General features: G+C 54.9%; 27 protein-coding genes and 1 other annotated feature. Of the genes, 9 read left to right on the top strand and 18 right to left on the bottom strand.

What is annotated here, in order from left to right; translation table 11 throughout:
* Positions 1-5 precede the first annotated feature (5 nt).
* From btuD to thrS, 11 genes are all read right to left on the bottom strand, one after another.
* On the bottom strand, positions 6-761 hold the full coding sequence (gene btuD / locus GVO84_RS09215; RefSeq protein WP_159513934.1) for a vitamin B12 ABC transporter ATP-binding protein BtuD: 756 nt from the start codon (positions 759-761) through the stop codon (positions 6-8).
* Positions 761-1,312, bottom strand: coding sequence for a glutathione peroxidase (locus GVO84_RS09210; protein WP_063142904.1), 552 nt, complete (start codon positions 1,310-1,312; stop codon positions 761-763). The genes btuD and GVO84_RS09210 overlap by 1 nt, the downstream gene beginning before the upstream one ends.
* Before the next feature lie 34 nt (positions 1,313-1,346).
* Positions 1,347-2,327, bottom strand: coding sequence for a vitamin B12 ABC transporter permease BtuC (gene btuC, locus GVO84_RS09205; protein ID WP_159513933.1), 981 nt, complete (start codon positions 2,325-2,327; stop codon positions 1,347-1,349).
* 103 nt (positions 2,328-2,430) lie between these two features.
* A complete protein-coding gene (gene ihfA / locus GVO84_RS09200) occupies positions 2,431-2,730 on the bottom strand; it encodes an integration host factor subunit alpha (protein ID WP_003857805.1) in 300 nt (99 codons plus the stop codon).
* Positions 2,731-2,734: 4 nt separating this feature from the next.
* Positions 2,735-5,122 carry a phenylalanine--tRNA ligase subunit beta gene (pheT, locus tag GVO84_RS09195; protein ID WP_121423438.1) on the bottom strand — a complete coding sequence of 796 codons (2,388 nt, stop codon included), beginning with the start codon at positions 5,120-5,122 and terminating at the stop codon, positions 2,735-2,737.
* Between the two features lie 15 nt (positions 5,123-5,137).
* Positions 5,138-6,121: a phenylalanine--tRNA ligase subunit alpha gene (pheS, locus tag GVO84_RS09190; RefSeq protein ID WP_010426091.1), complete on the bottom strand. Its 984-nt coding sequence runs from the start codon at positions 6,119-6,121 to the stop codon at positions 5,138-5,140.
* Positions 6,122-6,183: 62 nt separating this feature from the next.
* Positions 6,184-6,308 (bottom strand) — a sequence feature (Phe leader region).
* Complete coding sequence (pheM, locus tag GVO84_RS09185; protein WP_001386830.1) at positions 6,259-6,303, bottom strand: pheST operon leader peptide PheM; 45 nt, start codon at positions 6,301-6,303, stop codon at positions 6,259-6,261. Its footprint overlaps the feature before it by 45 nt.
* A 117-nt stretch (positions 6,309-6,425) precedes the next feature.
* Entirely contained in the window at positions 6,426-6,782 is a 357-nt protein-coding gene (rplT, locus tag GVO84_RS09180; RefSeq protein WP_000124850.1) for a 50S ribosomal protein L20, read from the bottom strand.
* Between the two features lie 51 nt (positions 6,783-6,833).
* The gene (gene rpmI / locus GVO84_RS09175; protein WP_003030583.1) at positions 6,834-7,031 is read right to left on the bottom strand and encodes a 50S ribosomal protein L35; all 198 of its coding nucleotides are present in this window, start codon (positions 7,029-7,031) and stop codon (positions 6,834-6,836) included.
* A gap of 97 nt (positions 7,032-7,128) precedes the next feature.
* Positions 7,129-7,671 (bottom strand): translation initiation factor IF-3, encoded by a 543-nt coding sequence (infC, locus tag GVO84_RS09170; RefSeq protein WP_014069901.1) that lies wholly within the window; start codon positions 7,669-7,671, stop codon positions 7,129-7,131.
* Positions 7,672-7,674: 3 nt separating this feature from the next.
* Positions 7,675-9,603, bottom strand: a complete 1,929-nt coding sequence (thrS, locus tag GVO84_RS09165; RefSeq protein ID WP_159513932.1) for a threonine--tRNA ligase — start codon at positions 9,601-9,603, stop codon at positions 7,675-7,677.
* Positions 9,604-9,745: 142 nt separating this feature from the next.
* On the opposite strand from thrS, the gene yncL reads away from it, so the two are divergent.
* Both yncL and yniD read left to right on the top strand, forming a co-directional pair.
* Complete coding sequence (gene yncL / locus GVO84_RS09160) at positions 9,746-10,018, top strand: stress response membrane protein YncL (RefSeq protein WP_306432116.1); 273 nt, start codon at positions 9,746-9,748, stop codon at positions 10,016-10,018.
* Positions 10,019-10,116: 98 nt separating this feature from the next.
* Positions 10,117-10,224 carry a small membrane protein YniD gene (yniD, locus tag GVO84_RS09155; protein ID WP_008500658.1) on the top strand — a complete coding sequence of 36 codons (108 nt, stop codon included), beginning with the start codon at positions 10,117-10,119 and terminating at the stop codon, positions 10,222-10,224.
* A gap of 80 nt (positions 10,225-10,304) precedes the next feature.
* Here the strand turns inward: yniD and GVO84_RS09150 are convergent, their stop codons facing one another.
* On the bottom strand, positions 10,305-11,063 hold the full coding sequence (locus GVO84_RS09150) for a DUF481 domain-containing protein (RefSeq protein WP_029740435.1): 759 nt from the start codon (positions 11,061-11,063) through the stop codon (positions 10,305-10,307).
* 295 nt (positions 11,064-11,358) lie between these two features.
* Between GVO84_RS09150 and pfkB the strand changes: the two genes are divergently transcribed.
* The 3 genes from pfkB (at position 11,359) to GVO84_RS09135 (ending at position 13,654) form a co-directional block, all read left to right on the top strand.
* Positions 11,359-12,291, top strand: a complete 933-nt coding sequence (gene pfkB / locus GVO84_RS09145; protein WP_121423437.1) for a 6-phosphofructokinase II — start codon at positions 11,359-11,361, stop codon at positions 12,289-12,291.
* Positions 12,292-12,397: 106 nt separating this feature from the next.
* Positions 12,398-12,688 (top strand): type V toxin-antitoxin system endoribonuclease antitoxin GhoS, encoded by a 291-nt coding sequence (gene ghoS / locus GVO84_RS09140; protein ID WP_047648044.1) that lies wholly within the window; start codon positions 12,398-12,400, stop codon positions 12,686-12,688.
* A 105-nt stretch (positions 12,689-12,793) separates the two neighbouring features.
* Complete coding sequence (locus GVO84_RS09135) at positions 12,794-13,654, top strand: fructosamine kinase family protein (RefSeq protein ID WP_024909435.1); 861 nt, start codon at positions 12,794-12,796, stop codon at positions 13,652-13,654.
* Between the two features lie 35 nt (positions 13,655-13,689).
* Here the strand turns inward: GVO84_RS09135 and GVO84_RS09130 are convergent, their stop codons facing one another.
* A complete protein-coding gene (locus GVO84_RS09130; protein WP_023311291.1) occupies positions 13,690-14,226 on the bottom strand; it encodes a YniB family protein in 537 nt (178 codons plus the stop codon).
* A 148-nt stretch (positions 14,227-14,374) separates the two neighbouring features.
* Between GVO84_RS09130 and hxpB the strand changes: the two genes are divergently transcribed.
* The 3 genes from hxpB (at position 14,375) to GVO84_RS09115 (ending at position 17,257) form a co-directional block, all read left to right on the top strand.
* On the top strand, positions 14,375-15,046 hold the full coding sequence (gene hxpB, locus GVO84_RS09125; RefSeq protein ID WP_159513931.1) for a hexitol phosphatase HxpB: 672 nt from the start codon (positions 14,375-14,377) through the stop codon (positions 15,044-15,046).
* A 101-nt stretch (positions 15,047-15,147) separates the two neighbouring features.
* Positions 15,148-15,738, top strand: coding sequence for a metal-dependent hydrolase (locus tag GVO84_RS09120; RefSeq protein WP_159513930.1), 591 nt, complete (start codon positions 15,148-15,150; stop codon positions 15,736-15,738).
* Positions 15,739-15,865: 127 nt separating this feature from the next.
* Positions 15,866-17,257, top strand: coding sequence for an L-cystine transporter (locus GVO84_RS09115; RefSeq protein WP_029740442.1), 1,392 nt, complete (start codon positions 15,866-15,868; stop codon positions 17,255-17,257).
* 48 nt (positions 17,258-17,305) lie between these two features.
* Here the strand turns inward: GVO84_RS09115 and cedA are convergent, their stop codons facing one another.
* Positions 17,306-17,662 (bottom strand): cell division activator CedA, encoded by a 357-nt coding sequence (gene cedA, locus GVO84_RS09110; RefSeq protein ID WP_268891362.1) that lies wholly within the window; start codon positions 17,660-17,662, stop codon positions 17,306-17,308.
* Between the two features lie 86 nt (positions 17,663-17,748).
* On the opposite strand from cedA, the gene katE reads away from it, so the two are divergent.
* Positions 17,749-19,998 carry a catalase HPII gene (gene katE / locus GVO84_RS09105; protein WP_159513929.1) on the top strand — a complete coding sequence of 750 codons (2,250 nt, stop codon included), beginning with the start codon at positions 17,749-17,751 and terminating at the stop codon, positions 19,996-19,998.
* Between the two features lie 123 nt (positions 19,999-20,121).
* On the opposite strand, the gene chbG is transcribed toward katE, so the two are convergent.
* The 4 genes from chbG to chbA form a co-directional block, all read right to left on the bottom strand.
* A complete protein-coding gene (gene chbG, locus GVO84_RS09100; RefSeq protein ID WP_159513928.1) occupies positions 20,122-20,871 on the bottom strand; it encodes a chitin disaccharide deacetylase in 750 nt (249 codons plus the stop codon).
* An 11-nt stretch (positions 20,872-20,882) separates the two neighbouring features.
* On the bottom strand, positions 20,883-22,238 hold the full coding sequence (locus GVO84_RS09095) for a 6-phospho-beta-glucosidase (RefSeq protein WP_159513927.1): 1,356 nt from the start codon (positions 22,236-22,238) through the stop codon (positions 20,883-20,885).
* A 109-nt stretch (positions 22,239-22,347) separates the two neighbouring features.
* On the bottom strand, positions 22,348-23,166 hold the full coding sequence (gene chbR, locus GVO84_RS09090) for a transcriptional regulator ChbR (RefSeq protein ID WP_159513926.1): 819 nt from the start codon (positions 23,164-23,166) through the stop codon (positions 22,348-22,350).
* 29 nt (positions 23,167-23,195) lie between these two features.
* Positions 23,196-23,543 (bottom strand): PTS N,N'-diacetylchitobiose transporter subunit IIA, encoded by a 348-nt coding sequence (gene chbA, locus GVO84_RS09085; protein WP_121423432.1) that lies wholly within the window; start codon positions 23,541-23,543, stop codon positions 23,196-23,198.
* Positions 23,544-23,582 lie beyond the last annotated feature (39 nt).

Raw genomic sequence — 23,582 nt, 5'->3', positions numbered from 1 at the left:
AACGGTTACGTCTGCCCGGTAGAAATCAGCATCTTATGTCCCTCAATATCCAGCCTGCGGAACGACATGTTGTACGCGCGGGAAAGATGGGGTGGCGTAAGAACCCTATCTCGCGCACCGCTGGCGATCATCTTTCCCTTCGACAGCAGCCACACCCGGTGGGCATGACGCAGGGTGTGGTTGAGGTCATGGCTGCTCATCACCACGGCGATCCCTTTTCGGCTCAGGGCGCTTAGCAGCGTATCCAGTGCCGCCTGCTGCGCCACGTCCAGACCGCTCATGGGCTCATCGAGGAGCAGCATCCGCCCGTGAGGATTGCCTGCCGGGTGGATCTGAAGAATGACCGCCGCCAGGCGCACCCGCTGCCACTCTCCGCCGGAAAGCTGGCTGGCGTGCCGGGAGAGTTTATCTTCCAGCCCGAGCGCTGCGGCCACGTCCGTCAGGAGTGACGTTTGTTGTTTGTCGTGCAAATGCAGCATCAGATAGTGCCAGACCGGCATCGCAAAGGGCGGCATCTGCTGCTGCACAAGGTAACTGCGCCGATGCGCCAGCGAGACCGGCGTCCAGTCCGCGAGCGTATGCTCCAGCAGCGTTATCTGCCCTTCTCCGTCGGTCATGCCTGCCATCCGTGCCAGCAGCGTGCTCTTCCCCGCACCGTTTGGCCCGACAAGATGCAGGATTTCGCCCGCATTGACGATATCGGTTATCGGCTCCAGACGTCCCCTCTCGGCAACGTCCGTGAGCTGCATCAGCAACGACATTATTTCGCCAGCGCCAGCTTGATCGATTCCATGACGATCGGATCCTCAGGGGTCATATCCGGCGAAAAGCGCTGAACCACCTGGCCGTCGCGACCAATCAGGAACTTCTCAAAATTCCACAGGATATCGTCCGGGTAAAGCGGCGCGCGGCCTTTGCTGGCCATGCGTTCATAAAAACCGCTTCCTTCCGGCGCAACGGCCTTCGGCGCGGCAGCGATCAGCTTCGCATACAGCGGATGGCGGTCTTCACCATTGACATCGATTTTGCTGAACATCGGGAACGTCACACCATAGGTGGTGCTGCAGAAGGTTTTAATCTCCTCTTCGCTGCCCGGCTCCTGGCCCAGAAACTGGTTGCATGGGAAGCCCAGCACGGTGAAGCCGTCTTTCTCCCAGGCCTTCTGAATGTTTTCCAGCTGCTCGTACTGCGGCGTCAGGCCACATTTGGATGCCACGTTGACGATAAGCAACACGTTGCCTTTGTAGCCTTCCAGCGTGGTTTTCTCGCCGTCAATGGTGGTCACTTCGGTATTCAGGATTTCTGACTGCATAGCATTCCCTCAGATTGTCTTACGGCTAGTTGATTTAACGTCCAGCTTTTAATAGTAGCCAGATAAATACCGGCGCGCCCAGCGTGGCGGTCACCACGCCAATCGGCAGCTCTGCCGCCGTCAGGGCTAGCCGGGCGATGATATCGGCCACCAGCAGCGTGACGGCCCCGGCAACCGCCGAAGCCGGAAGCAGAGTCCGATGGTCCGTGAGGCCACACAGGCGCAGCATGTGCGGAATAACCAGCCCGATAAAACCGATCGCGCCCGCCAGAGCCACGCTGACGCCGACCAGCCAGCCAATGGCGATCACCAGCACATTACGCCAGAGCCCAATCGGCATGCCGAGCTGGCGGGCAGAGGTTTCACCCAGCGCGAGCATATTCAGCGGCTGCGCCTGCAGGGCAGCCCACACGATGACCGGTACCAGCAGCGCCATCAGCCAGCCCTGGTGCCAGTCAACGCCCCCAAAGCCGCCCATCATCCAGTACATCAGCTGACGCAAGTCAAAGGATGTTGAGAAGTAGACCGCCCAGGTCATCAACGCGCTGCAGATGATCCCCAGCGCCACGCCGGCAAGCAGCAGACGGCTGGTCGATAGGTGCCGTCTGGCGAAGCGAAGAAGGATCGCGGTTATCAGTAATGCGCCGAGAATAGCGCTCAGGCTAATACTCCATCCGGAGAGTTCTCCCCCGCCCAGCATCACCGCCGCAATCAGACCCACGCCAGCTCCGTTCGACACGCCGAGTAGCCCGGGCTCCGCCAGCGGGTTATCAAACAACGCCTGCATAATGGTGCCGCACAGCGCCAGCGCGGCCCCCACCAGAACTACCGCGACGGTGCGCGGCAGGCGAATTTGCCAGACAAAGAGCTGCCCGTCCGGTCCCCACCAGCTTTCAGGCCCTATCCATCGGTCTCCGGCGCAGAGGCTCACGGCTGCGGCGACAATGAGCAACAGCACCAGCAAAAGCAGGCGACGCTTATCAGAACGGTGCTGGCGGTGGGCATAATCAAGCATGGGTACGGTTTTAGTAGCGTGAGATGTAATTGATTTTACGGCGGGTTTGCCGGAGAGCGCAAAGAAAAAAGGCCGCGTGGGCGGCCTTTTTAGTTAGTTCATATTACTCTGCTTTGGGCGTTGCGTTTTCGACACGGCTTTTTAACTTCTGGCCGGGTCTGAAGGTCACCACGCGGCGGGCTGTAATGGGAATATCTTCCCCCGTCTTCGGGTTACGGCCCGGACGTTGGTTTTTGTCTCGCAAATCAAAATTGCCAAAACCGGAGAGTTTTACCTGCTCACCATTTTCCAGAGCACGACGGATCTCTTCGAAAAACAGCTCTACCAGCTCTTTGGCATCCCGTTTGCTAAGCCCAAGCTTATCAAACAGATATTCTGACATTTCAGCTTTTGTAAGCGCCATAGGTTCAATCCCTCAATGATGCCTGGAATCGCTCTTTTAATGCCTCTACACATTTGGCGACGGTAGCGGCAATCTCCTCTTCTTCGAGTGTACGGCTGGTATCCTGAAGGATAAGGCTAATAGCGAGGCTCTTGAAACCTTCTGCTACGCCCTTGCCGCGGTACACGTCAAATAAGTTTACGCCAACTACCTGATTTACGCCAACTTTCTTACATTCGGCCAAAATATCTGCTGCGGGCACATTTTCCGCGACCACAACCGCGATATCACGGCGGTTTGCCGGGAAGCGGGAGACGTCCTGAGCCTGAGGAATAACGCGGTCAGCCACCGGGTTCCATTCCAGCTCGAACACGATGGTACGGCCGTTCAGGTCCAGCTTGCGCTCCAGCTCAGGGTGAACAACCCCAATAAAACCAACGCGTTTGCCGTCTAAATAGATGGCTGCGCTCTGGCCCGGATGCAGAGCCGGGATGGCTTCTGCGCGGAATTCAATTTCAGATAATTTACCGGTCAGATCCAGAATCGCTTCCAGATCGCCCTTCATATCGTAGAAATCAACCGTGCCTTTTGCCAGGTCCCAGTGCTCTTCATAGCGGTTGCCGCTGATGGCGCCAGCCAGCATGAGATCCTGACGGATGCCTAAATTTGCCTGATTATCCGGTACAAAGCGCAAACCGCTTTCGAAAATTCGCACGCGGTTTTGCTGACGATTCTGGTTGTAAACGACTGTGCCAAGCAGGCCCGTCCACAGAGACAGACGCATCGCGGACATTTCGCTGGAGATTGGGCTTGGCAGGATCAGCGCCTCCTGGCCCGGGTGGATCAGCTGCTGCAGCTTTGGATCCACAAAGCTGTAGGTGATCACTTCCTGGTAGCCTTTGTCGTTCAGCATGGTTTTCACACGCTTCAGGGACAGGTCGGCTTCACGGTGGGAGCCCATCACCAGACCTGCCTGCACAGGCTCGTCAGGGATGTTGTTGTAGCCGTAAACGCGGGCCACTTCTTCCACCAGATCTTCTTCAATTTCCATGTCGAAACGCCATGATGGCGCAACGGCTTTCCACTCGTCCTGGCCTTCGGTCACTTCGCAGCCCAGACGCGTCAGGATGTCGGTCACCTGCGCATCCGCAACGTGATGACCAATCAGGCGGTCCAGCTTGCTGCGGCGCAGGGTAATGGTGGCACGCTTCGGCAGGGTCGCGTCGTTAGTGACGTCGATAACCGGGCCCGCTTCGCCGCCGCAGATGTCGATCAGCAGGCGGGTCGCACGTTCCATCGCTTTGTACTGCAGCGCCGGGTCAACGCCGCGCTCGTAGCGGTGGGAGGCATCGGTATGCAGGCCGTGACGGCGTGCGCGACCGGTGATGGAGAGCGGGCTGAAGAACGCGCATTCCAGCAGGACGTTTTGAGTCTCATCATTCACGCCTGAGTGCTCGCCCCCGAAGATACCGCCCATTGCCAGCGCTTTGCTGTGGTCAGCAATCACCAGGGTGTCGGCATTCAGTTTGGCTTCGCTGCCGTCCAGCAGAACCAGGGTTTCGCCCTCTTTCGCCATGCGCACAACGATGCCGCCGTCGATACGATCTTTATCGAACGCGTGCATTGGCTGGCCCAGCTCCAGCAGAACGTAGTTGGTCACGTCAACCACGGCGTCGATAGAGCGGATACCGCAGCGGCGCAGCTTCTCCTTCATCCACAGCGGGGTTGGCGCTTTCACGTTGATGCCTTTCACCACGCGACCAAGGTAGCGCGGGCAAGCATCCGCAGCGTCAACCTGAATAGGCAGCACGTCACTGATGGTCGCTTCAACCGGCGCGATGTCCGGCGCGTTCAGTTCGGTCTTGTTCAGCACGGCCACGTCGCGCGCCACGCCGATGATACCTAAGCAGTCGGCACGGTTTGGCGTGACGCTGATTTCGATGGTGTTGTCATCAAGCTTCAGGTATTCACGGATATCGGTGCCGACTGGCGCATCCAGCGGCAGCTCAATGATGCCGTTGTGGTCGTCGGAAATACCCAGCTCGGAGAAGGAGCACAGCATGCCTTCAGACGGCTCGCCGCGCAGCTTAGCCGCTTTAATTTTGAAATCGCCCGGCAGCACTGCACCGACGGTCGCCACGGCCACCTTCAGGCCCTGACGGCAGTTTGGCGCACCGCAGACGATATCCAGCAGACGGTCACCGCCCACGTTCACTTTTGTCACGCGCAGTTTGTCAGCGTTAGGGTGCTGGCCGCACTCTACCACTTCGCCGACGACCACGCCGTTGAAGGCACCGGAAACCGGCTCAACGCCGTCCACTTCCAGACCCGCCATGGTGATCTGGTTAGAAAGCGCGTCGCTGTCCAGCGTGGTGTTCACCCACTCGCGTAACCACAGTTCACTGAATTTCATTGTTCTGTCCTGCCCTTATTTAAACTGTTTGAGGAAACGCAGATCGTTTTCGAAGAATGCACGTAAGTCGGTCACGCCGTAGCGCAGCATGGTCAGACGCTCCATGCCCATGCCGAAGGCAAAGCCGGAGTAAACTTCCGGATCGATACCCACGTTGCGTAGCACGTTTGGATGCACCATGCCGCAGCCCAGCACTTCCAGCCATTTGCCGTTTTTACCCATCACGTCAACTTCCGCCGACGGTTCGGTGAACGGGAAGTAGGACGGGCGGAAACGAACCTGCAGGTCTTCCTCAAAGAAGTTGTTCAGGAAATCGTGCAGCGTGCCCTTCAGGTTGGTGAAGCTGATATTTTTATCAACAATCAGGCCTTCCATCTGGTGGAACATTGGGGTGTGGGTCTGATCGTAGTCGTTACGATAGACGCGGCCCGGCGCGATAATACGGATTGGCGGCTCCTGATCCTTCATGGTACGGATCTGAACGCCGGAGGTCTGAGTACGCAGCAGACGCGTAGCGTCGAACCAGAAAGTGTCGTGGTCAGCGCGTGCCGGATGATGGCCAGGAATGTTCAGGGCGTCGAAGTTATGGTAATCATCTTCGATTTCCGGGCCAGTCGCCACGGTAAAGCCGAGCTCACCGAAGAAACTTTCAATGCGATCGATGGTGCGGGTAACCGGGTGCAGACCGCCGTTTTCGATACGGCGACCTGGCAGAGAAACGTCGATCGTTTCTGCGGCCAGACGCGCATTCAGCACCGCGCTTTCCAGCTCGGCTTTACGCGCGTTCAGCGCCTGCTGTACCTGCTCTTTGGCTTCGTTAATCACCGCACCGGCTGCCGGGCGTTCTTCTGGCGGCAGCTCGCGCAGGGTTGTCATTTGAAGGGTCAGGTGCCCTTTCTTCCCAAGATATTCGACGCGGACATTGTCTAACGCGGCAACATCTGAGGCCTGATTAATGGCGGCTGTTGCACTGGCAACCAGCTCTGCGAGATGTGACATGATTTTCCTCATTATGTCGGTGCAGACACCGATTTGGTGGAGTTATTCTCTCAAATTCAGGCACAAAAAAAGCCTCCATCGGGAGGCTTATCTGGCGCTGTTTTTCGTTTCATCTTTCACGCGCTAGCCTCCTGAAATCAGGTGCTAAAGTAAAAGAAGAAGCGGAAAATAGCAGCATTCATGCTTGCGTTACCTTGTCTGGTAAAAACCGTTAAGACCTTATTGAAAAGCCTGGACGGGTAAAAGTCAATGTTCTGATGATGTTAAAACAAAAGAGGGAGCAAAGCTCCCTCTCTCAACTGGCTTATGCCAGTGCTGCTTTCGCTTTTTCGACCAGAGCGGTGAACGCTACTTTGTCGAATACTGCGATGTCAGCCAGGATCTTACGGTCGATTTCAACAGAGGCTTTTTTCAGGCCGTTGATGAATTTGCTGTAAGAAATACCGTTCTGACGTGCTGCTGCGTTGATACGCGCAATCCACAGTTGACGGAACTGACGCTTACGCTGACGACGGTCACGGTAAGCGTACTGACCTGCTTTGATAACAGCCTGGAAGGCAACGCGGTAAACGCGTGAACGCGCACCGTAGTAGCCTTTAGCTTGTTTCAAAATTTTCTTGTGACGTGCACGTGCAATTACACCACGTTTTACGCGAGCCATATGTGCTCTCCTGTATCTATATTCTTAGTAAAAAAATTAAACGTTAACGGCTTATGCGTACGGCAGGCACGCGATAACCAGACCCAGATCGCCTTTAGAAACGAGGCCTTTTGGACGCAGGTGACGTTTACGCTTAGTAGATTTTTTGGTCAGAATATGACGCAGGTTTGCGTGCTTACGCTTAAATCCACCACCACCGGTTTTTTTGAAGCGCTTAGCAGCACCGCGTACGGTCTTAATTTTTGGCATCTTAATAACTTCCACTTCGCATTGTTAAATAAACGAAACATAGGCGAACAAAACCTATGAAACCCGAAGGCTCCACAGATTTTGCTGCTTGAAGGCCTTACTGTTTCTTCTTAGGAGCGAGCACCATGATCATCTGGCGGCCTTCGATCTTCGTAGGGAAGGATTCGACTACTGCCAGTTCACTCAGATCGTCACGGACGCGGTTAAGCACTTCCATACCAATCTGTTGGTGGGCCATCTCACGACCGCGGAAACGCAGTGTGATCTTGGCCTTATCGCCATCTTCCAGAAAGCGAATCAGGCTGCGGAGTTTTACCTGATAATCGCCATCGTCGGTACCAGGACGGAATTTGATTTCCTTAACCTGGATAACTTTTTGCTTCTTCTTCTGTTCCTTAGAAGACTTACTCTTTTCATAAAGGAACTTGCCGTAGTCCATGATACGACAAACTGGCGGTTCGGCGTTAGGGCTGATTTCAACTAAATCTACTCCAGCTTCTTCAGCTTTTTCGATCGCTTCTCTCAGACTCACAATCCCCAGTGGTTCACCTTCAAGATCTGTTAAGCGAACTTCCTGGGCGCGAATCTCGCCATTGATACGATTCGGACGTGCCGTTTGAACTCGTTTTCCGCCTTTAATACCTTATTCCTCCAGTTGTTGAAGACTGCGGCTGCGAATCTCTTGTTGCAGCTTCTCAATCACTTCACTTACGTCCAGGCTCCCCAGGTCTTTACCACGGCGGGTGCGAACGGCAACTTTGCCTGCTTCCACCTCTTTATCACCACAGACCAACATATACGGGACACGACGTAAAGTGTGCTCGCGGATTTTAAAGCCAATCTTCTCATTTCTCAAGTCTGCTTTTACGCGAATGCCCGCATTTTGTAGTTTCTGCGTCAATTCTTTAACGTAATCCGCCTGAGAATCGGTAATGTTCATCACCACGACCTGCACTGGCGCAAGCCAGGTTGGGAAGAAGCCTGCGAACTCTTCGGTCAGGATGCCGATGAAGCGCTCCAGAGAACCGAGAATTGCACGGTGAATCATTACCGGTACCTGACGCTCGTTGTCTTCGCCAACATAAGAGGCGCTTAAACGCTGCGGCAGGGAGAAGTCCAGCTGTACAGTACCGCACTGCCATGCACGATCGAGGCAGTCATACAGGGTAAATTCAATTTTCGGACCGTAGAATGCGCCCTCGCCCAGCTGGTATTCGAACGGAATGCCGTTCTCTTCCAGCGCCACGGCGAGATCCGCTTCTGCGCGATCCCAGGTCTCATCGCTACCGATACGTTTTTCCGGACGCGTTGAGAGTTTGACAACGATCTTCTCGAAGCCAAAGGTGCTGTACATATCGTAGACCATACGAATACAGGCGTTAACTTCGTCACGAACCTGATCTTCAGTACAGAAGATATGCGCATCATCCTGAGTAAAGCCACGAACGCGCATCAGACCGTGCAGCGCACCTGATGGCTCGTTACGGTGGCAGCTACCGAACTCCGCCATACGCAGCGGCAGGTCGCGGTAGGATTTCAGACCCTGGTTGAAGATCTGAACGTGGCCCGGGCAGTTCATTGGCTTGATGCAGTATTCACGGTTCTCAGACGAGGTGGTGAACATCGCATCTTTGTAGTTGTCCCAGTGGCCGGTTTTTTCCCACAGCACACGGTCCATCATGAACGGGCCTTTCACTTCCTGATACTGGTACTCTTTCAGCTTGGAACGTACGAAAGTTTCCAGTTCACGGAAGATGGTCCAGCCGTCGTTATGCCAGAACACCATACCCGGCGCTTCTTCCTGCATGTGATACAGGTCAAGCTGCTTACCGATTTTACGGTGGTCACGCTTCGCTGCCTCTTCCAGGCGCAGCAGGTACGCGTTCAGGGCTTTTTTATCGGCCCACGCGGTACCATAGATACGCTGCAACATCTTGTTGTTGCTGTCGCCACGCCAGTAGGCGCCCGCGATCTTCATCAGCTTAAAGTGATGACAGAAGCGCATGTTCGGCACGTGCGGTCCACGGCACATGTCGACGTATTCTTCGTGATGGTACAAGCCAGGCTTGTCATCATGAGCAATGTTTTCGTCAAGAATAGAGACCTTGTAGCTCTCGCCGCGCTTCACGAAGGTTTCACGCGCTTCGTGCCAGCTGACTTTCTTCTTGATGACGTCATAGTTCGTTTCGGCGAGCTCGTGCATGCGTTTTTCGAGCGCGTCGATATCTTCCTGAGTCAGGGTGTGGTCGAGGTCAACGTCGTAGTAGAAACCGTTGTCGATAACCGGACCGATCGCCATTTTGGTGTTTGGCCACAGCTGTTTGATGGCATGACCTAACAGGTGCGCGCAGGAGTGACGAATGATCTCCAGACCTTCTTCGTCTTTCGCAGTGATGATTGCAAGCGTCGCATCGTTTTCGATCAGATCGGAGGCATCCACCAGCTCACCGTTAACACGGCCAGCGATAGTCGCTTTTGCGAGACCAGGACCAATGTCCAGGGCAACATCCATTGGGCTAACAGCGCGGTCGAAATGGCGTTGACTGCCATCAGGAAGAGTAATTACAGGCATTTTATATCCTTATTTGCAGTGATGCCCCACACATAAGAGCATATACAAAGAAAATAATTGTGATTTGACAATAGATTACGACACCATCTGACCAACAATCGTCAAATTGGTTCGTCATCATTCACCTGCCGAATTCAGATTAATGCGGATTTACGGCAAGCGACGTAATGTTAACACTAACGCAAAGGAGATTGCACCCTCTGCGGCCAGATTGATGGGCTGGCACTTTCGTACGAATTTGCAGGTTGCTTCTCCCCTGCGCTCGCATTTCGAAGATGCTGGGCTACTCTTGAACAGGTCCTTAAACCCAAAGGTGCATACCATGAACGTATCCAGCAGAACGGTTGTGATATTGAATGTCCTTTCCGCCACAGGTTTATTGTTGATTCTAGCCGAACGATTCCATTGGTTCTGAGCCGCCCCCTGCGCTGGCATAACCTAATCGATCCTGAGAAGGGGCATATTTCGGCCCTGTTTGGTAGACTGTGGATATCAATGAACAAGGATTAGGTTATGCCAACAAAACGATTTGCCGTAAAACACTGGAAAATGGTGCTGGTGCTGATTGCCATCTGCGGCGCAATGCTGCTACTCCGTTGGGCGGCAATGATTTGGGGCTAGGGGCGAAGACAGGTCATCAGAAGGGACGTCAAAAAACCACAGACAATAAACGGGCCGACATCATCGTCGGCCCGCTTTCATTACATTCTATAACCCAGTGATACCGTGGTTCTGCGGTCGGTATGATCCGGCGCAGATTCTGGTGGTGAAGAGTTCCAGGTCACGTTGTAGGCCACTTTCAGACCAAAGTGTTCGTTGATAGCCACGTTCAGCGCCGTCTCAGAGTTCAGCGTCGTGTCGTCGGCACCAAATACAGAAACACCCTGGGTAAATTTGGTGTTGTCAGTCATCTGCCAGGCATAGGTACCGGAAGCGTAACCGAGCGGTTGGGTTTTGGTATCGCCATTGGTGTACTCGTCATAACGCACACCCGGACCGAATTCAAAACGGAGGCTGTGTACCGGACCGTTCAGGAACTGGCGACCATAACCGGCGGTGAACACATCGCGCTGGCGATAACCGTTGTAACGGTCGGTTAACCAGCTTGCCTGTCCAAACAGGTAGTCATAGTCGGTCATGTTGTAACGGCTACGTCCGCCTACCGCATATTTCTCGGAAGAACGTTCGTCATTAGCGGACGTGTTGCTGGCATTACCCCACAGAGACCAGGCGGTGGTGTTGCCGTACCAGGTGAGCGTACTGTCCGCCGTCAGAGAAGAGCTTTTCGTGTTACCGGATTGTGCCAGGTATCCGGCGTTCAGGTTACCTTCAAACGGTTTTTTCGCGGTGGAAGGATCGTCCATGACAGTAAAAACGGTATCATCAGCGGTCGCGTTCATAGCCGCAAACACGCCACCCGCCAGCATCAGTGCAGCGGGCACTGTCTTTAAAAGCTTCATTTTATTAAGGAGTCCGTACAACAAAAAAAGAGACCACACGGTCCCGGAATCTTTCTTGAGGATCAATGACAAGGCGTCCAGAGAAAGGTAACAAATTATAAAAAGCCGCAAATAACATAGCAATGTTTTCTTATTTCATTTTTTGAATAAGAACGATCTCAAAAAGCGTTTTATTTTATATATCCCCCGCCCCACTTTTTGTCAGTATTCATATTTAAAATCATACTGTTATTTACATTGCCTTCCTGTCAAATGGTGCCAGGCTAATAAGAACCCATGCTAAAAGGAGGTAATGATGGTTTCTATCTATACTCTGACGCTCTCCCCTTCCCTGGATTCCGCCACCCTGACGCCGCAGATTTACCCGGAAGGTAAATTGCGCTGTAGCGCCCCGGTCTTTGAGCCCGGCGGCGGCGGGATCAACGTGGCGCGCGCCATTACACACCTCGGCGGCAAAGCTACGGCTATTTTCCCCACCGGCGGTGCCACCGGCGAACACCTTGTCTCTCTGCTGGCAGATGAACAGGTGGCCGTAGAGACCGTCGAGGCCAAAGACTGGACGCGGCAAAACCTGCATGTCCACGTAGAATCAAGCGGCGAGCAGTACCGTTTTGTCATGCCGGGCGCGAAACTCAGCGATGACGAGTTTCGTCAGCTTGAAGAGAAAGTGCTGACCATAGAAAGCGGTGCGCTGCTGGTGATAAGCGGCAGCCTGCCGCCCGGCGTAAGCACGGAAAAATTAACGGCTCTGATTCAGGCGGTACAGCAACGCGGCATCCGCTGCATTGTCGACAGCAGCGGCGAGGCCCTGCAGGCGGCCCTGGTGCCGGGCAATCTGGAGCTGGTCAAACCCAACCAGAAAGAGTTAAGCGCGCTGGTCAACCGCGAACTGACGCAGCCTGATGATGTTCGCACCGCCGCGCAGGAGCTGGTACGCAGCGGCAAAGCGCGACGCGTAGTCGTCTCACTTGGCCCTCAGGGGGCGCTGGCCGTCGATGAATCATCGTCCGTTCAGGTTGTCCCACCGCCAATGAAGAGCCAGAGCACGGTTGGCGCGGGCGATAGCATGGTGGGCGCGATGACGCTAAAACTGGCGCAGGGTGCGTCGCTGCTGGAAATGACACGCTACGGCGTGGCGGCGGGTAGCGCCGCAACCATCAACCAGGGCACGCGTCTCTGTTCACTTGCCGATACGCAAAAAATCGTCGATTACCTGTCCCGAAATTAACCCCTTTTCCCCTTCGTCTTTACGGAGGGGAATGTCCTCTCTGAGTCGCCAAACGCAAACTATCGACTATGCTAAGAAAACTTCCATGATAACAATGAGGTGAATTATGAGCAGTGGTGACATCACACGTTACGTCGTGACCATCAACCTTCATGAAGCATCGCTGACCGAGCTGAATGAGCTCAACAATGCTTTCACCCGGGCTAATTTTCTCCTCACCCTGACGGATGACGAGGGCAATATTCATGATTTAGGCACCCTGGCATTTGGTCTGATCGGCGCCCTGAGCCAGGAAGAGGTTCATGCGCTGGCCGCCAGTCTGGTGGAGAGCGTGACCGACAAGCCTGCCGAAATCGACGTGGATACCTGGGAAAGCTGGCGGAAAAAAGAACAATAAGTGCGCTGTATGAATTTAAACCGCTCAGGTGTGCGTTAGTTCGTATTTTTTTACCGCCATTATGCGCTAACTTTATGATCTGGCAGACAACATGGGAGAGACAACATGTGGCAGGCTATCAGTCATCTTTTACGTGAGCAACTGGGTGAAGGTGAAATTGAACTGCGTAACGAACTGCCAGGCGGTGAAATCCACGCCGCGTGGCATTTACGCTACGCAGGGCGCGATCTTTTCGTTAAGTGCGATGAGCGAGAGCTGCTTCCGATATTTACCGCCGAAGCTGACCAGCTGGAGCTGTTGTCGCGCAGTAAAACGGTGACGGTCCCGCAGGTTCTGGCCGTGGGGAGCGACCGCGACTACAGCTTCCTGGTGATGGAGTATCTCCCCGCCCGGCCGCTGGATGCCCATAATGCGTTCATCCTCGGCCAACAGCTAGCGCGCCTGCATCAATGGAGCGACCAGCCGCAGTTTGGTCTCGATTTTGACAACGATCTCTCTACCACGCCACAGCCCAATGCCTGGCAGCGTCGCTGGTCGACATTTTTTGCCGAGCAGCGCATTGGCTGGCAGCTTGAGCTGGCCGCCGAGAAAGGGCTGGAATTTGGCAATATTGATGCCATCGTCGAGCACGTTCAACAGCGTCTGGCATCCCACCAGCCTCAGGCATCTCTGCTTCACGGCGATTTGTGGTCCGATAACTGCGCGCTGGGTCCCAACGGCCCCTACATCTTTGACCCGGCCTGCTACTGGGGTGACAGAGAGTGCGATCTTGCCATGCTGCCGCTTCATCCCGAGCAGCCGCCGCAAATATACGACGGATACCAGTCTGTTTCTCCCCTGCCGCCCGGTTTCCTCGACCGCCAGCCGGTGTATCAGCTTTATACGCTGATGAACCGAGCCATTCTTTTTGGCGGAGAACACCTTGTTAACGCGCAGCGGGCGCTTGAGCGTATGCTTGCCGCCTGAGAAGAAAAGGGTGGCCTTGCCGCCACCCCTATCGCTTACAGAAAACCGAGCAGTGAGAAGAAGAAGTATCCCGCCACAATGATGATGACGGGAAGGATATAGAGCGGGAAAATTTGCAGGAAAATGGTGTGACGCGGCACAACAATGCGGGATTCAATCTGCTCCCGACTCATCCCTTCCGGGCCTTTGGCCTGCTCCAGAATCAACTGATCCTCAACGCCTTCGCGTAAAAAGCGCGTCTGGCGACTCATTCTCGCGCCAGAGGCCTGCAGTGCCAGCGCGACAAAGATGAGGGCGTATATCACCCAAAAGCCGATGTTCAGCTGTTGATGAAAATCCGGGGTGGGTGAGTTAAACCAGAAAACATTCAAAAATGGCGTATTAAAACGCATCATCTCAATCATGACATGAGCGAAATCAAGCATTACCGCATTGATACCCGGCTGTTTTTCACTGTGATCGTACATAAATTTGAGTACAGAAATCAGCGTAGAAATGACGGCAGGAATAAAAATAACCCAGCCAGCAATGCGTTTTAAGACCGCAATGCGTCCAGCTTGTTGATACGTCATCAGTTCCTCTTCATAAAGACGCGTTATTTGTGCCTAAGTCTACCTGCTGGCCATCAATTTCGCCCGATCTTTGAAAGCAATATGCTAAATTGCAGATTGTGCTTAGCACGTATCGTCTGTCGAACACCCTGGATAAGGAGACGTTGTGATGTCGACACCGCGCCAAATTCTTGCCGCAATTTTTGACATGGATGGATTACTGATCGATTCCGAACCGCTTTGGGATCGCGCCGAACTGGATGTGATGGCCAGCCTGGGCGTGGATATCAGCCGCCGTAATGAACTTCCCGATACGCTGGGCCTGCGCATCGATATGGTGGTTGACCTGTGGTTTGCCCAACAGCCGTGGGTGGGTCCCGATCGCGATGAGGTGACCGCACGCATTATCAGCCGCGCCATTTCTCTGGTGGAAGAGAACAGGCCGCTGTTGCCCGGCGTACGCGAGGCCGTTGCGCTGTGTAAAGCCCAGGGGCTGAAGGTTGGCCTGGCCTCGGCTTCACCGCTGCATATGCTGGAAAAAGTGCTCACGATGTTTGAACTGCGCGACAGTTTCGACGCGCTGGCGTCCGCTGAAAAATTGCCTTACAGCAAGCCACACCCGCAGGTCTATCTGGACTGTGCCGCGAAGCTCGGCCTGGATCCCCTCAACTGCGTTGCGCTGGAAGATTCCGTTAACGGTATGGTGGCGTCGAAGGCTGCGCGGATGCGCTCCATTGTGGTGCCCGCTGAAGAAGGCCGTCACGATCCCCGGTTTGCGCTTGCCGATGTGAAGCTTAATTCACTTGCAGAACTCACGGCGCATCATCTGCAGGGCGGTTAACGCCCTCCTCCGGTTTGTGACAAACAGTTACACCGTCACCTCTTCCGCCTACTGTATAAAAACCCTATACTGTATGAATTGACAGTTTTGTGGGTTTTATCATGACGGCGGAAGGCCACCTGCTTTTTTCTATTGCGTGCGCGGTATTTGCCAGAAACGCTGAACTCACCCCCGTGCTGGCACAGGGGGACTGGTGGCATATTGTCCCTTCCGCCGTATTGACCTGCCTGCTGCCCGACATTGACCATCCCAAATCCTTCCTCGGGCAACGCCTGAAGTGGGTGTCGAAACCCATCGCCCGCGCGTTCGGCCACCGGGGGTTTACGCACAGCCTGCTGGCCGTGTTTGGCCTGCTGACGCTTTTCTATTTAAAGGTGCCCGAAAGCTGGATAGTCCCCGCCGATGCCATCCAGGGGATGGTGCTGGGCTATTTAAGCCATATTCTCGCCGATATGCTGACGCCTGCGGGCGTGCCGCTGCTTTGGCCCTGCCGCTGGCGCTTCCGTTTTCCCATCCTCGCCCCGCAGAAAGGAAACCAGCTTGAGCGCGTATTGTGCATGGCGCTGTTTGCTTACGCCGTCTGGATGCCGCAAACTTTGCCCGAAAACAGTGCAGTTCGCTGGTCATCCCAGATGATTAATTCGCTGCAATTTCAGTTTAATCGCTTTATTCATCACCAGATTGAACAGTAAACCAACAAAATTATCTCATTTGTCATAACCCATTCCATTTGGATATAAGCGCTACATCACACTTCTGCTAACCTTCCGCCAACAGGATCGGTAAAAACCGACCCAATAATAAATCAGGAGAACGGGGATGAATTTTCCACTCATCGCGAACGTCGTTGTGTTCGTTGTATTGCTATTGCTTCTCGCGCAGGCGCGCCACAAACAGTGGAGCCTGGCGAAAAAAGTGCTGGTTGGTCTGGCCATGGGTGTCGTATTTGGTCTGGCATTACAGGCAATTTATGGCTCCGATAATCCAGTTCTGAAAGACTCTATTCAGTGGTTCAACATCGTCGGTAACGGCTATGTCCAGCTGCTGCAGATGATCGTTATGCCGCTGGTGTTCGCCTCTATTCTGAGCGCCGTGGCCCGCCTGCATAACGCCACTCAGCTGGGAAAAATCAGTTTCCTGACCATTGGTACGCTGCTGTTCACCACGCTGATTGCCGCGCTGGTGGGTGTGCTGGTCACCAACCTGTTTGGCCTGACCGCAGAAGGTCTGGTTCAGGGTACCGCTGAAACGGCGCGTCTTACCGCGATTCAAACCAACTACGTGGGTAAAGTGGCTGACCTGACCGTGCCGCAGATGGTGCTCTCCTTCATTCCGAAGAACCCGTTTGCTGACCTGACCGGTGCGAGCCCAACCTCGATCATCAGCGTGGTTATTTTCGCCGCGTTCCTGGGCGTAGCGGCGCTGAAGTTGCTGAAGGACGACGCGCCAAAAGGCGAACGCGTGCTGACCGCGATTGACACCCTGCAAAGCTGGGTGATGAAGCTGGTTCGTCTGGTCATGCAGCTCACCCCTTACGGCGTGCTGGCGCTGATGACCAAAGTGGTTGCTGGCTCTAACCTGCAGGACATCATTAAGCTGGGCAGCTTCGTTGTCGCCTCTTATCTGGGCCTGGGCATTATGTTCGTGGTGCACGGCATCCTGCTGGGCGTGAACGGCGTCAGCCCGCTGAAATATTTCCGTAAAGTCTGGCCTGTGCTGACCTTCGCCTTCACCAGCCGTTCCAGCGCAGCCTCTATTCCGCTGAACGTTGAAGCGCAAACCCGTCGTCTGGGCGTGCCTGAATCCATCGCCAGCTTCTCTGCCTCCTTTGGTGCCACCATTGGTCAGAACGGCTGTGCGGGTCTGTACCCGGCGATGCTGGCGGTGATGGTTGCGCCAACCGTGGGTATCAACCCGCTGGATCCGGTTTGGATTGCCACGCTGGTCGGGATTGTTACCATAAGCTCCGCAGGCGTTGCGGGCGTTGGCGGCGGTGCAACCTTCGCCGCGCTGATTGTGCTGCCTGCGCTGGGTCTCCCCGTGACGCTGGTCGCGCTGCTGATCTCCGTTGAGCCGCTGATCGACATGGGCCGTACCGCGCTGAACGTGAGCGGCTCCATGACCGCCGGTACGCTGACCAGCCAGTGGCTGAAGCAAACCGACAAAGCGATTCTGGAAAGTGAAGACGACGCCGAGCTGGCGCACCGTTAATCACTTTAGAAATAAAAAAACCGCCTGATGGCGGTTTTTTTATGGCTGTTATTCTTCAACCTCTTCATCCTGGCGGATCTGCATCGCCCACCGCTGCGCCGATTCCGGCACCGTAAACGTGGGTGAACGACGGAAGTGTTCGCCGATCAGCACAAAGGCCACATATTTCCCCCGCAGCTGCCAGACATCGCGAAAACCCTCCACTTTCAGGGCATGGTCAGGCGGCGCGGGCTCAACGCGGGGCACATAGCTAATAACCTGGCGGTTTTGTTGACGAAGAGGTTTCATAAGCGACTGGTTCACTAAAGCAAATTCTTGAAGCAGGAAAATTCTATGATAGCCGATCCTGCTGCCTTCCGTCGCGCTCCGAGTGGGTAGGATGGCTCCTTTCGCTAATGACGGCATGTGAAAACTCTTAGTTCGCGAGCCATCTCGCGACATTGTTCTATCCTTAATAGGGTTTTTAGCAATGGATAAAGGAGAAGCGTGCAATGTCGAACAAAGATAAAACACATCAATCACCGATTCATGGCACTGAGGAATCTCAACCGGGTATGGACTCTCTTGCCCCTGCTGACGGCTCTCACCGCCCCTCCCCTGGCCCTTCCGCACCGGGCGAACAACCTACCGCACCGGGAAGCGTAAAATCACCGGACACGGGAAACGAGAAGCTGAAATCGCTTGAGCCACACCGTAAAGGTGGCGAAGGTTTTGCGCTCACCACCAATCAGGGCGTGCGCATTGCTGACGATCAGAACTCCCTTCGCGCAGGCGCGCGCGGGCCAACCCTGCTGGAAGACTTTATCCTGCGGGAAAAAATCACCCATTTCGACCATGAGCGCATTCCGGAACGCATCGTTCACGCGCGCGGTTCCGCTGCGCACGGCTACTTCCAGCCATACAAGAGCCTGAAAGCGATCACCAAAGCGGACTTCCTCTCCGACCCGGACAAAATCACTCCGGTATTTGTGCGCTTCTCCACCGTACAGGGCGGCGCCGGTTCGGCTGATACGGTTCGGGATATTCGCGGCTTTGCCACCAAGTTTTATACCGAAGAGGGTATTTTCGATCTGGTGGGCAATAACACCCCGGTGTTCTTCATTCAGGACGCGCATAAATTTCCTGACTTTGTCCATGCGGTAAAACCGGAGCCCCACTGGGCCATACCGCAGGGACAAAGTGCGCACGACACCTTCTGGGACTACGTCTCCCTGCAGCCTGAAACCTTACACAACGTGATGTGGGCGATGTCAGACCGCGGCATTCCGCGCAGCTATCGCACCATGGAAGGGTTTGGCATCCACACCTTCCGTCTGATCAACGCCGAGGGTAAAGCCACGTTTGTGCGCTTCCACTGGAAGCCGGTGGCGGGTAAAGCCTCGCTGGTATGGGACGAGGCGCAGAAGCTGACCGGGCGCGATCCGGACTTCCATCGCCGCGAGCTGTGGGAGTCCATTGAAGCGGGCGACTTCCCGGAATACGAACTGGGCCTGCAGCTCATACCGGAAGAGGACGAATTTAAGTTTGATTTCGATCTTCTTGACCCGACGAAGCTGATCCCGGAAGAGCTGGTGCCGGTTCAGCTGGTGGGTAAAATGGTGCTCAACCGTAACCCGGATAACTTCTTTGCCGAGAACGAACAGGTCGCGTTCCACCCTGGGCATATCGTACCGGGGCTGGATTTCACCAACGATCCGCTCTTGCAGGGACGTTTGTTCTCGTATACCGATACGCAGATCAGCCGTCTTGGCGGACCGAACTTCCACGAAATTCCAATTAACCGCCCAACCTGCCCGTACCACAACTTCCAGCGCGACGGGATGCACCGTCAGGATATTGATACCAACCCGGCTAACTATGAGCCGAACTCCATCAACGATAACTGGCCGCGTGAAACCCCTCCCGGGCCGAAACGCGGTGGATTCGAATCGTACCAGGAGCGTATCGACGGCAACAAAATTCGCGAGCGCAGCCCGTCGTTCGGCGAGTATTACGCCCACCCTCGCCTGTTCTGGAACAGCCAGACGCCGATTGAGCAACAGCACATTATCGGCGGCTTCAGCTTTGAGCTGAGTAAAGTGGTGCGTACCTACATCCGCGAGCGGGTGGTCGATCAGCTGGCGCGCATTGATATTCAGCTCGCCCAGAGCGTTGCGGATAACCTGGGTATTACGCTGACCGATGAGCAGCGCAACCTTGCCCCGCCGAAAGAGGTTAACGGCGTGAAGAAAGATCCGTCCCTGAGCCTGTATGCCGTGCCGGGTGGCTCGATTAAAGGCCGCGTGGTCGCCATTCTGCTGAACGACAAAACCCGCGCCAGCGACGTGCTGGGGATCATGCAGGCGCTGAAAACCCAGGGCGTGCATGCGAAATTGCTTTATTCCCGCATGGGGGAAGTGACCGCCGATGACGGCTCCGTGCTGCCGGTGGCGGCAACCTTTGCCGGGGCGCCATCGCTGACCGTCGATGCGGTGATTGTGCCGTGCGGGGATATTGACAGCCTGCTGAATAACGGTGACGCCGTGTATTATCTGCTGGAAGCCTATAAGCACCTTAAACCGATCGCGCTGTCCGGCGACGCGCGACGGTTTAAGGCGCAACTGAAGGTGGCCGATCAGGGTGAGGACGGTATTGTCGAGGGCGACAACGTTGACGATGCGTTTATGACGAAGCTGTTTGATTTGCTCGCCGCGCACCGCGTCTGGTCACGCAGCAGTAAGATTGACCTGATCCCGGCGTAAAAACCATTCCCGGTTGTGCGGCCTGATGCCCTCACCCCGCCCCTCTCCCACGGGAGAGGGAGAAAACAATAAAAACGGTAACCCAGGTTACCGTTTTGCTTTTACCTCGCCACCCGGCACCTCTTACAGATCCCCAAACGTCCCCAACCGATACCCACGCTCGGCAATCGCATACTTCAGCGACGCCGACGTCAGCACGTCCAGCTCCGCCAGGCGCGGCCAGCAGTAGGCGCTTTTCCGCACGGTATTATCGACAAAAGCAGGATGCGCCATGACCTCCAGCGACTTTTCCCCCCGCGCGGCGGAATCATCCAGCACCTTCAGGAACAGCGCTTCGTCGATCTCATCGCCGTAAAATGCGCTGCTGAACCCCTCAGTCGTTGTCACGTCGCAGGCGGGCACGCCACGCGCCTCCCTATCCACGCGCATCGCCACGCCTTTGCGCTGAGCAAACTCCGCGACAATCGGGAAAATCGCCGGGATCATATGCACGTGGTGATGGCTGTCGATGTGCGTCGGCGCCTTACCAAACACGTCAACAAAGCGGTTGAACTGACGCTCCAGCTCGCGGGCAATCTCTTCGAGAGGCAGGGCATCCTGCTCCGCCAGTTCCCAAATCCATTTGCCCAGCTGGCCGTCGCGCGTCAGGCCCGGCATTGGCGAAAGCGGCATCCCGAGCGTCAGCACAAAATGCATGCCGACGCTCAGCTCCGGCACCTCGCGGCTCAGCTGCGCCGCGTGTTCAACCGCCTCACCATTCACCAGTGCCGTGGTAGAGGTCACCACACCCCGACGACAGGCTTCAATAATGCCGTAGTTCTGGCCTTTCGAGAGGCCAAAATCATCAGCATTAACGATCAGCAGGTTTTCCATTGCGCGTCCTCTTAGTGGTGTTTGAACTTCAGCTTCTCGATCGTGGCGGCAAAGTTCGGCAACCATTTTTCATGCGCCAGGATCATCTCACTGGCCAGCTGCTCCGCATCGCGGTCGGAATGCACCAGCGGGCTAAGGTTCAGCGCCAGAAGCACGTCATTGAGCTCGCCGCTCAGCGCCGCATTGCTTGCCGCCACTTCAAAGCCTTTGATGGTGTGGATTAGGCCCATGACCTTATCATCGAAATGGGTGATGCGTGGATGCGGTTTAGCGCCATCGCGTCCCAGGATGCAGGTCATCTCAACCGCCCAGTCCGCCGGGATATTGTCGATATGGCCGTGGTGCGGCACGTTGACATAGTGCTCCGCCTGCTTGTCGTTGTAGATGGCGTTAATCACCTCGCACGCCGCATCGGAGTAGTAGGCCCCGCCGCGCTGCTCCAGCTCTTTCGGTTTGACGTTCAGGTTCGGATCTTTATACAAATCGAACAACTGCTTCTCGACTTTCTGAACAATCTGCGCGCGCGCGCCGCCCTTATAGTACTCGCCCATTTCGATGGCCAGCATCTCTTTCTGCTTGAAGTAGTAAAGCAGGTACGAGCACGGCAGCAGGTTCAGCGAGCGGATCAGCCCTTCGCTGAACGGCAGGTCAAAGATGTTTTTCACGGAGGCCGCCGTCAGGCGACCGGAAGCCACGCCGTCGAGCAGTTCGGCAAAGCGCGATTTTCCGTTCACGATAACGTCTTTAATGAACACCATGTGGTTCAGGCCGAACAGGTCGATAGAGAGATCGTCGCTGTCGGTCAGCGCCAGCACGTCGCGGATAAACATCTTCATACCGATCGGAATATTACAGACGCCGATAAAGCGTTTGAAACCGGTATGACGATAGACCGCCTCGGTCACCATCCCGGCCGGGTTGGTAAAGTTAATCACCCACGCGTTCGGGCAGATCTCATGCACGTCTTTGACGATGTCGAAAATCACCGGAATGGTACGCAGACCTTTGAACAGGCCGCCCGCGCCGTTGGTCTCCTGACCGAGATAGCCGTGGCTCAGCGGAATACGCTCGTCCAGCTCTCGCGCTTTCAGCTGACCCACGCGCAGTTGGGTGGTGACGAAATCCGCATCTTTCAGAGCCAGACGGCGGTCCAGGGTTTTATGCACGGTTAGAGGCACGCCCGCTTTCTCCACCATGCGCTTGCACAGGTCGAAAATAATATTCAGCTTCTCCTGGCCTTCCTCAACGTCCACCAGCCATAATTCGCTGACCGGTAATTCATGATAACGTTTCAGGAAACCTTCAAGTAATTCCGGGGTATAGCTGCTGCCGCCACCAATGGTTACGACTTTTAATTTCTTCTGCATAATATCTCCCTTAGCGTATCAGGTTAATCGCCTGCAAGGTATAGCGTACTCTTCCCGCTATTTGGGCAAGCCATTAAAGCAATATTTGTGGCGGGTAATCCGCCGAAAGTTAATTAATTACCGTTAAATTTTTCCGGTAACTGTTCGGTGTGAATGAAGTCAGTTTCTTAAAGGTCTTAATAAACAGGCTGGGACTGCTGTATCCTGACTCGTACGCAATATCGGTAACAGAGTAGTTGGTAATTTCCAGCTGTTTCTTGGCAAAATTAATGCGGATTTCATTAATAATTTGCACGGGTGTTTTACGATAATAGCGCTGCGTCGCACGGGTCAGATATTCCTGGGATTTCCCCGACAGGGACACCATATTTTCCAGCGCATTTTCGCTGAACTGGTCTTTATCGTGCATCAGCTCAACGGTGCCGCGCAGCCATTGCGGAATATCATCCGTCACCTGCTGCTCTTCACGATGGTGGCGCAGCCGGTTCATCACGTAGAAGGTCACCGTTTCAATAAACTCATCAAATTCATTGTCGCGGAAGTTAAGCGAGGCGATAACCGTTTCAATCCAGGTCATAAACTCGTTTTTGACACGATAGACCTGGGAGGCCACGAAGCAGAACGGCACCAGCGGCAGATAGTGCTTCTCAAAGAAGCGTCTGCTGACGCCCACATTCAGAATACGGGTGGCACCAAATTCGTAAAAGCTCTGGTGATAAGACCCCATCGGCAGGAAGACAAAATCTCCTCGCTCAAGCAGGACGCGCTTACCGTTGATCTCCTGGTAGTAGCGGCCGGTCAGAACAATCGTGAATTCGTAGTAGTCATGCTGGTGCAGACCACTGGCGCTCTCCGTTTTGTTGTAGATAACCACGTGAAAATTTTTGCCGTTAAACAGCTGCTGCTCAAGTGCGGTTTTAATTTCCATCGTGCTGACCTCCTGCTACTCAGTCTGACTTAGTGCATTTTCTCGTGAAGCTCAATGAGCTCCGCCACCAGCTCACGCGCCAGCATCGAGGTCATCAGGTGATCCTGCGCGTGGACGAGTACCAGGCTGACCTTCATCTTCCCTTCGCCCTGGTCGCTTTCAATCAGCTTTGTCTGCACCAGGTGCGCTTCGTTGAGCGCCGTGCGGGACTGTTCCATCATGGTTTTCGCGGCGACGAAATCCCCCTGCTTGGCCTGCTTCAGCGCGGCATAGGCCAGGCTTCGGGCCTGTCCCGAGTTGATGATAAGCCCCATCACCACTTCTTCGAGATCGTTCTCGACGGCTTCGTCTGCGACAATACTATCCAAATCTAACATTTTTAAGCTCCTTGTGGCTGGCGCGGGCTTCCCCGCGCC

The sequence above is a fragment of the Enterobacter sp. SM3 genome (genome assembly GCF_009811935.2).
GTDB lineage: Bacteria > Pseudomonadota > Gammaproteobacteria > Enterobacterales > Enterobacteriaceae > Enterobacter > Enterobacter asburiae_D.
The sequence above is the reverse complement of the archived record's forward strand: the minus strand, read 5'-3'. Positions and strand labels throughout refer to the sequence as shown.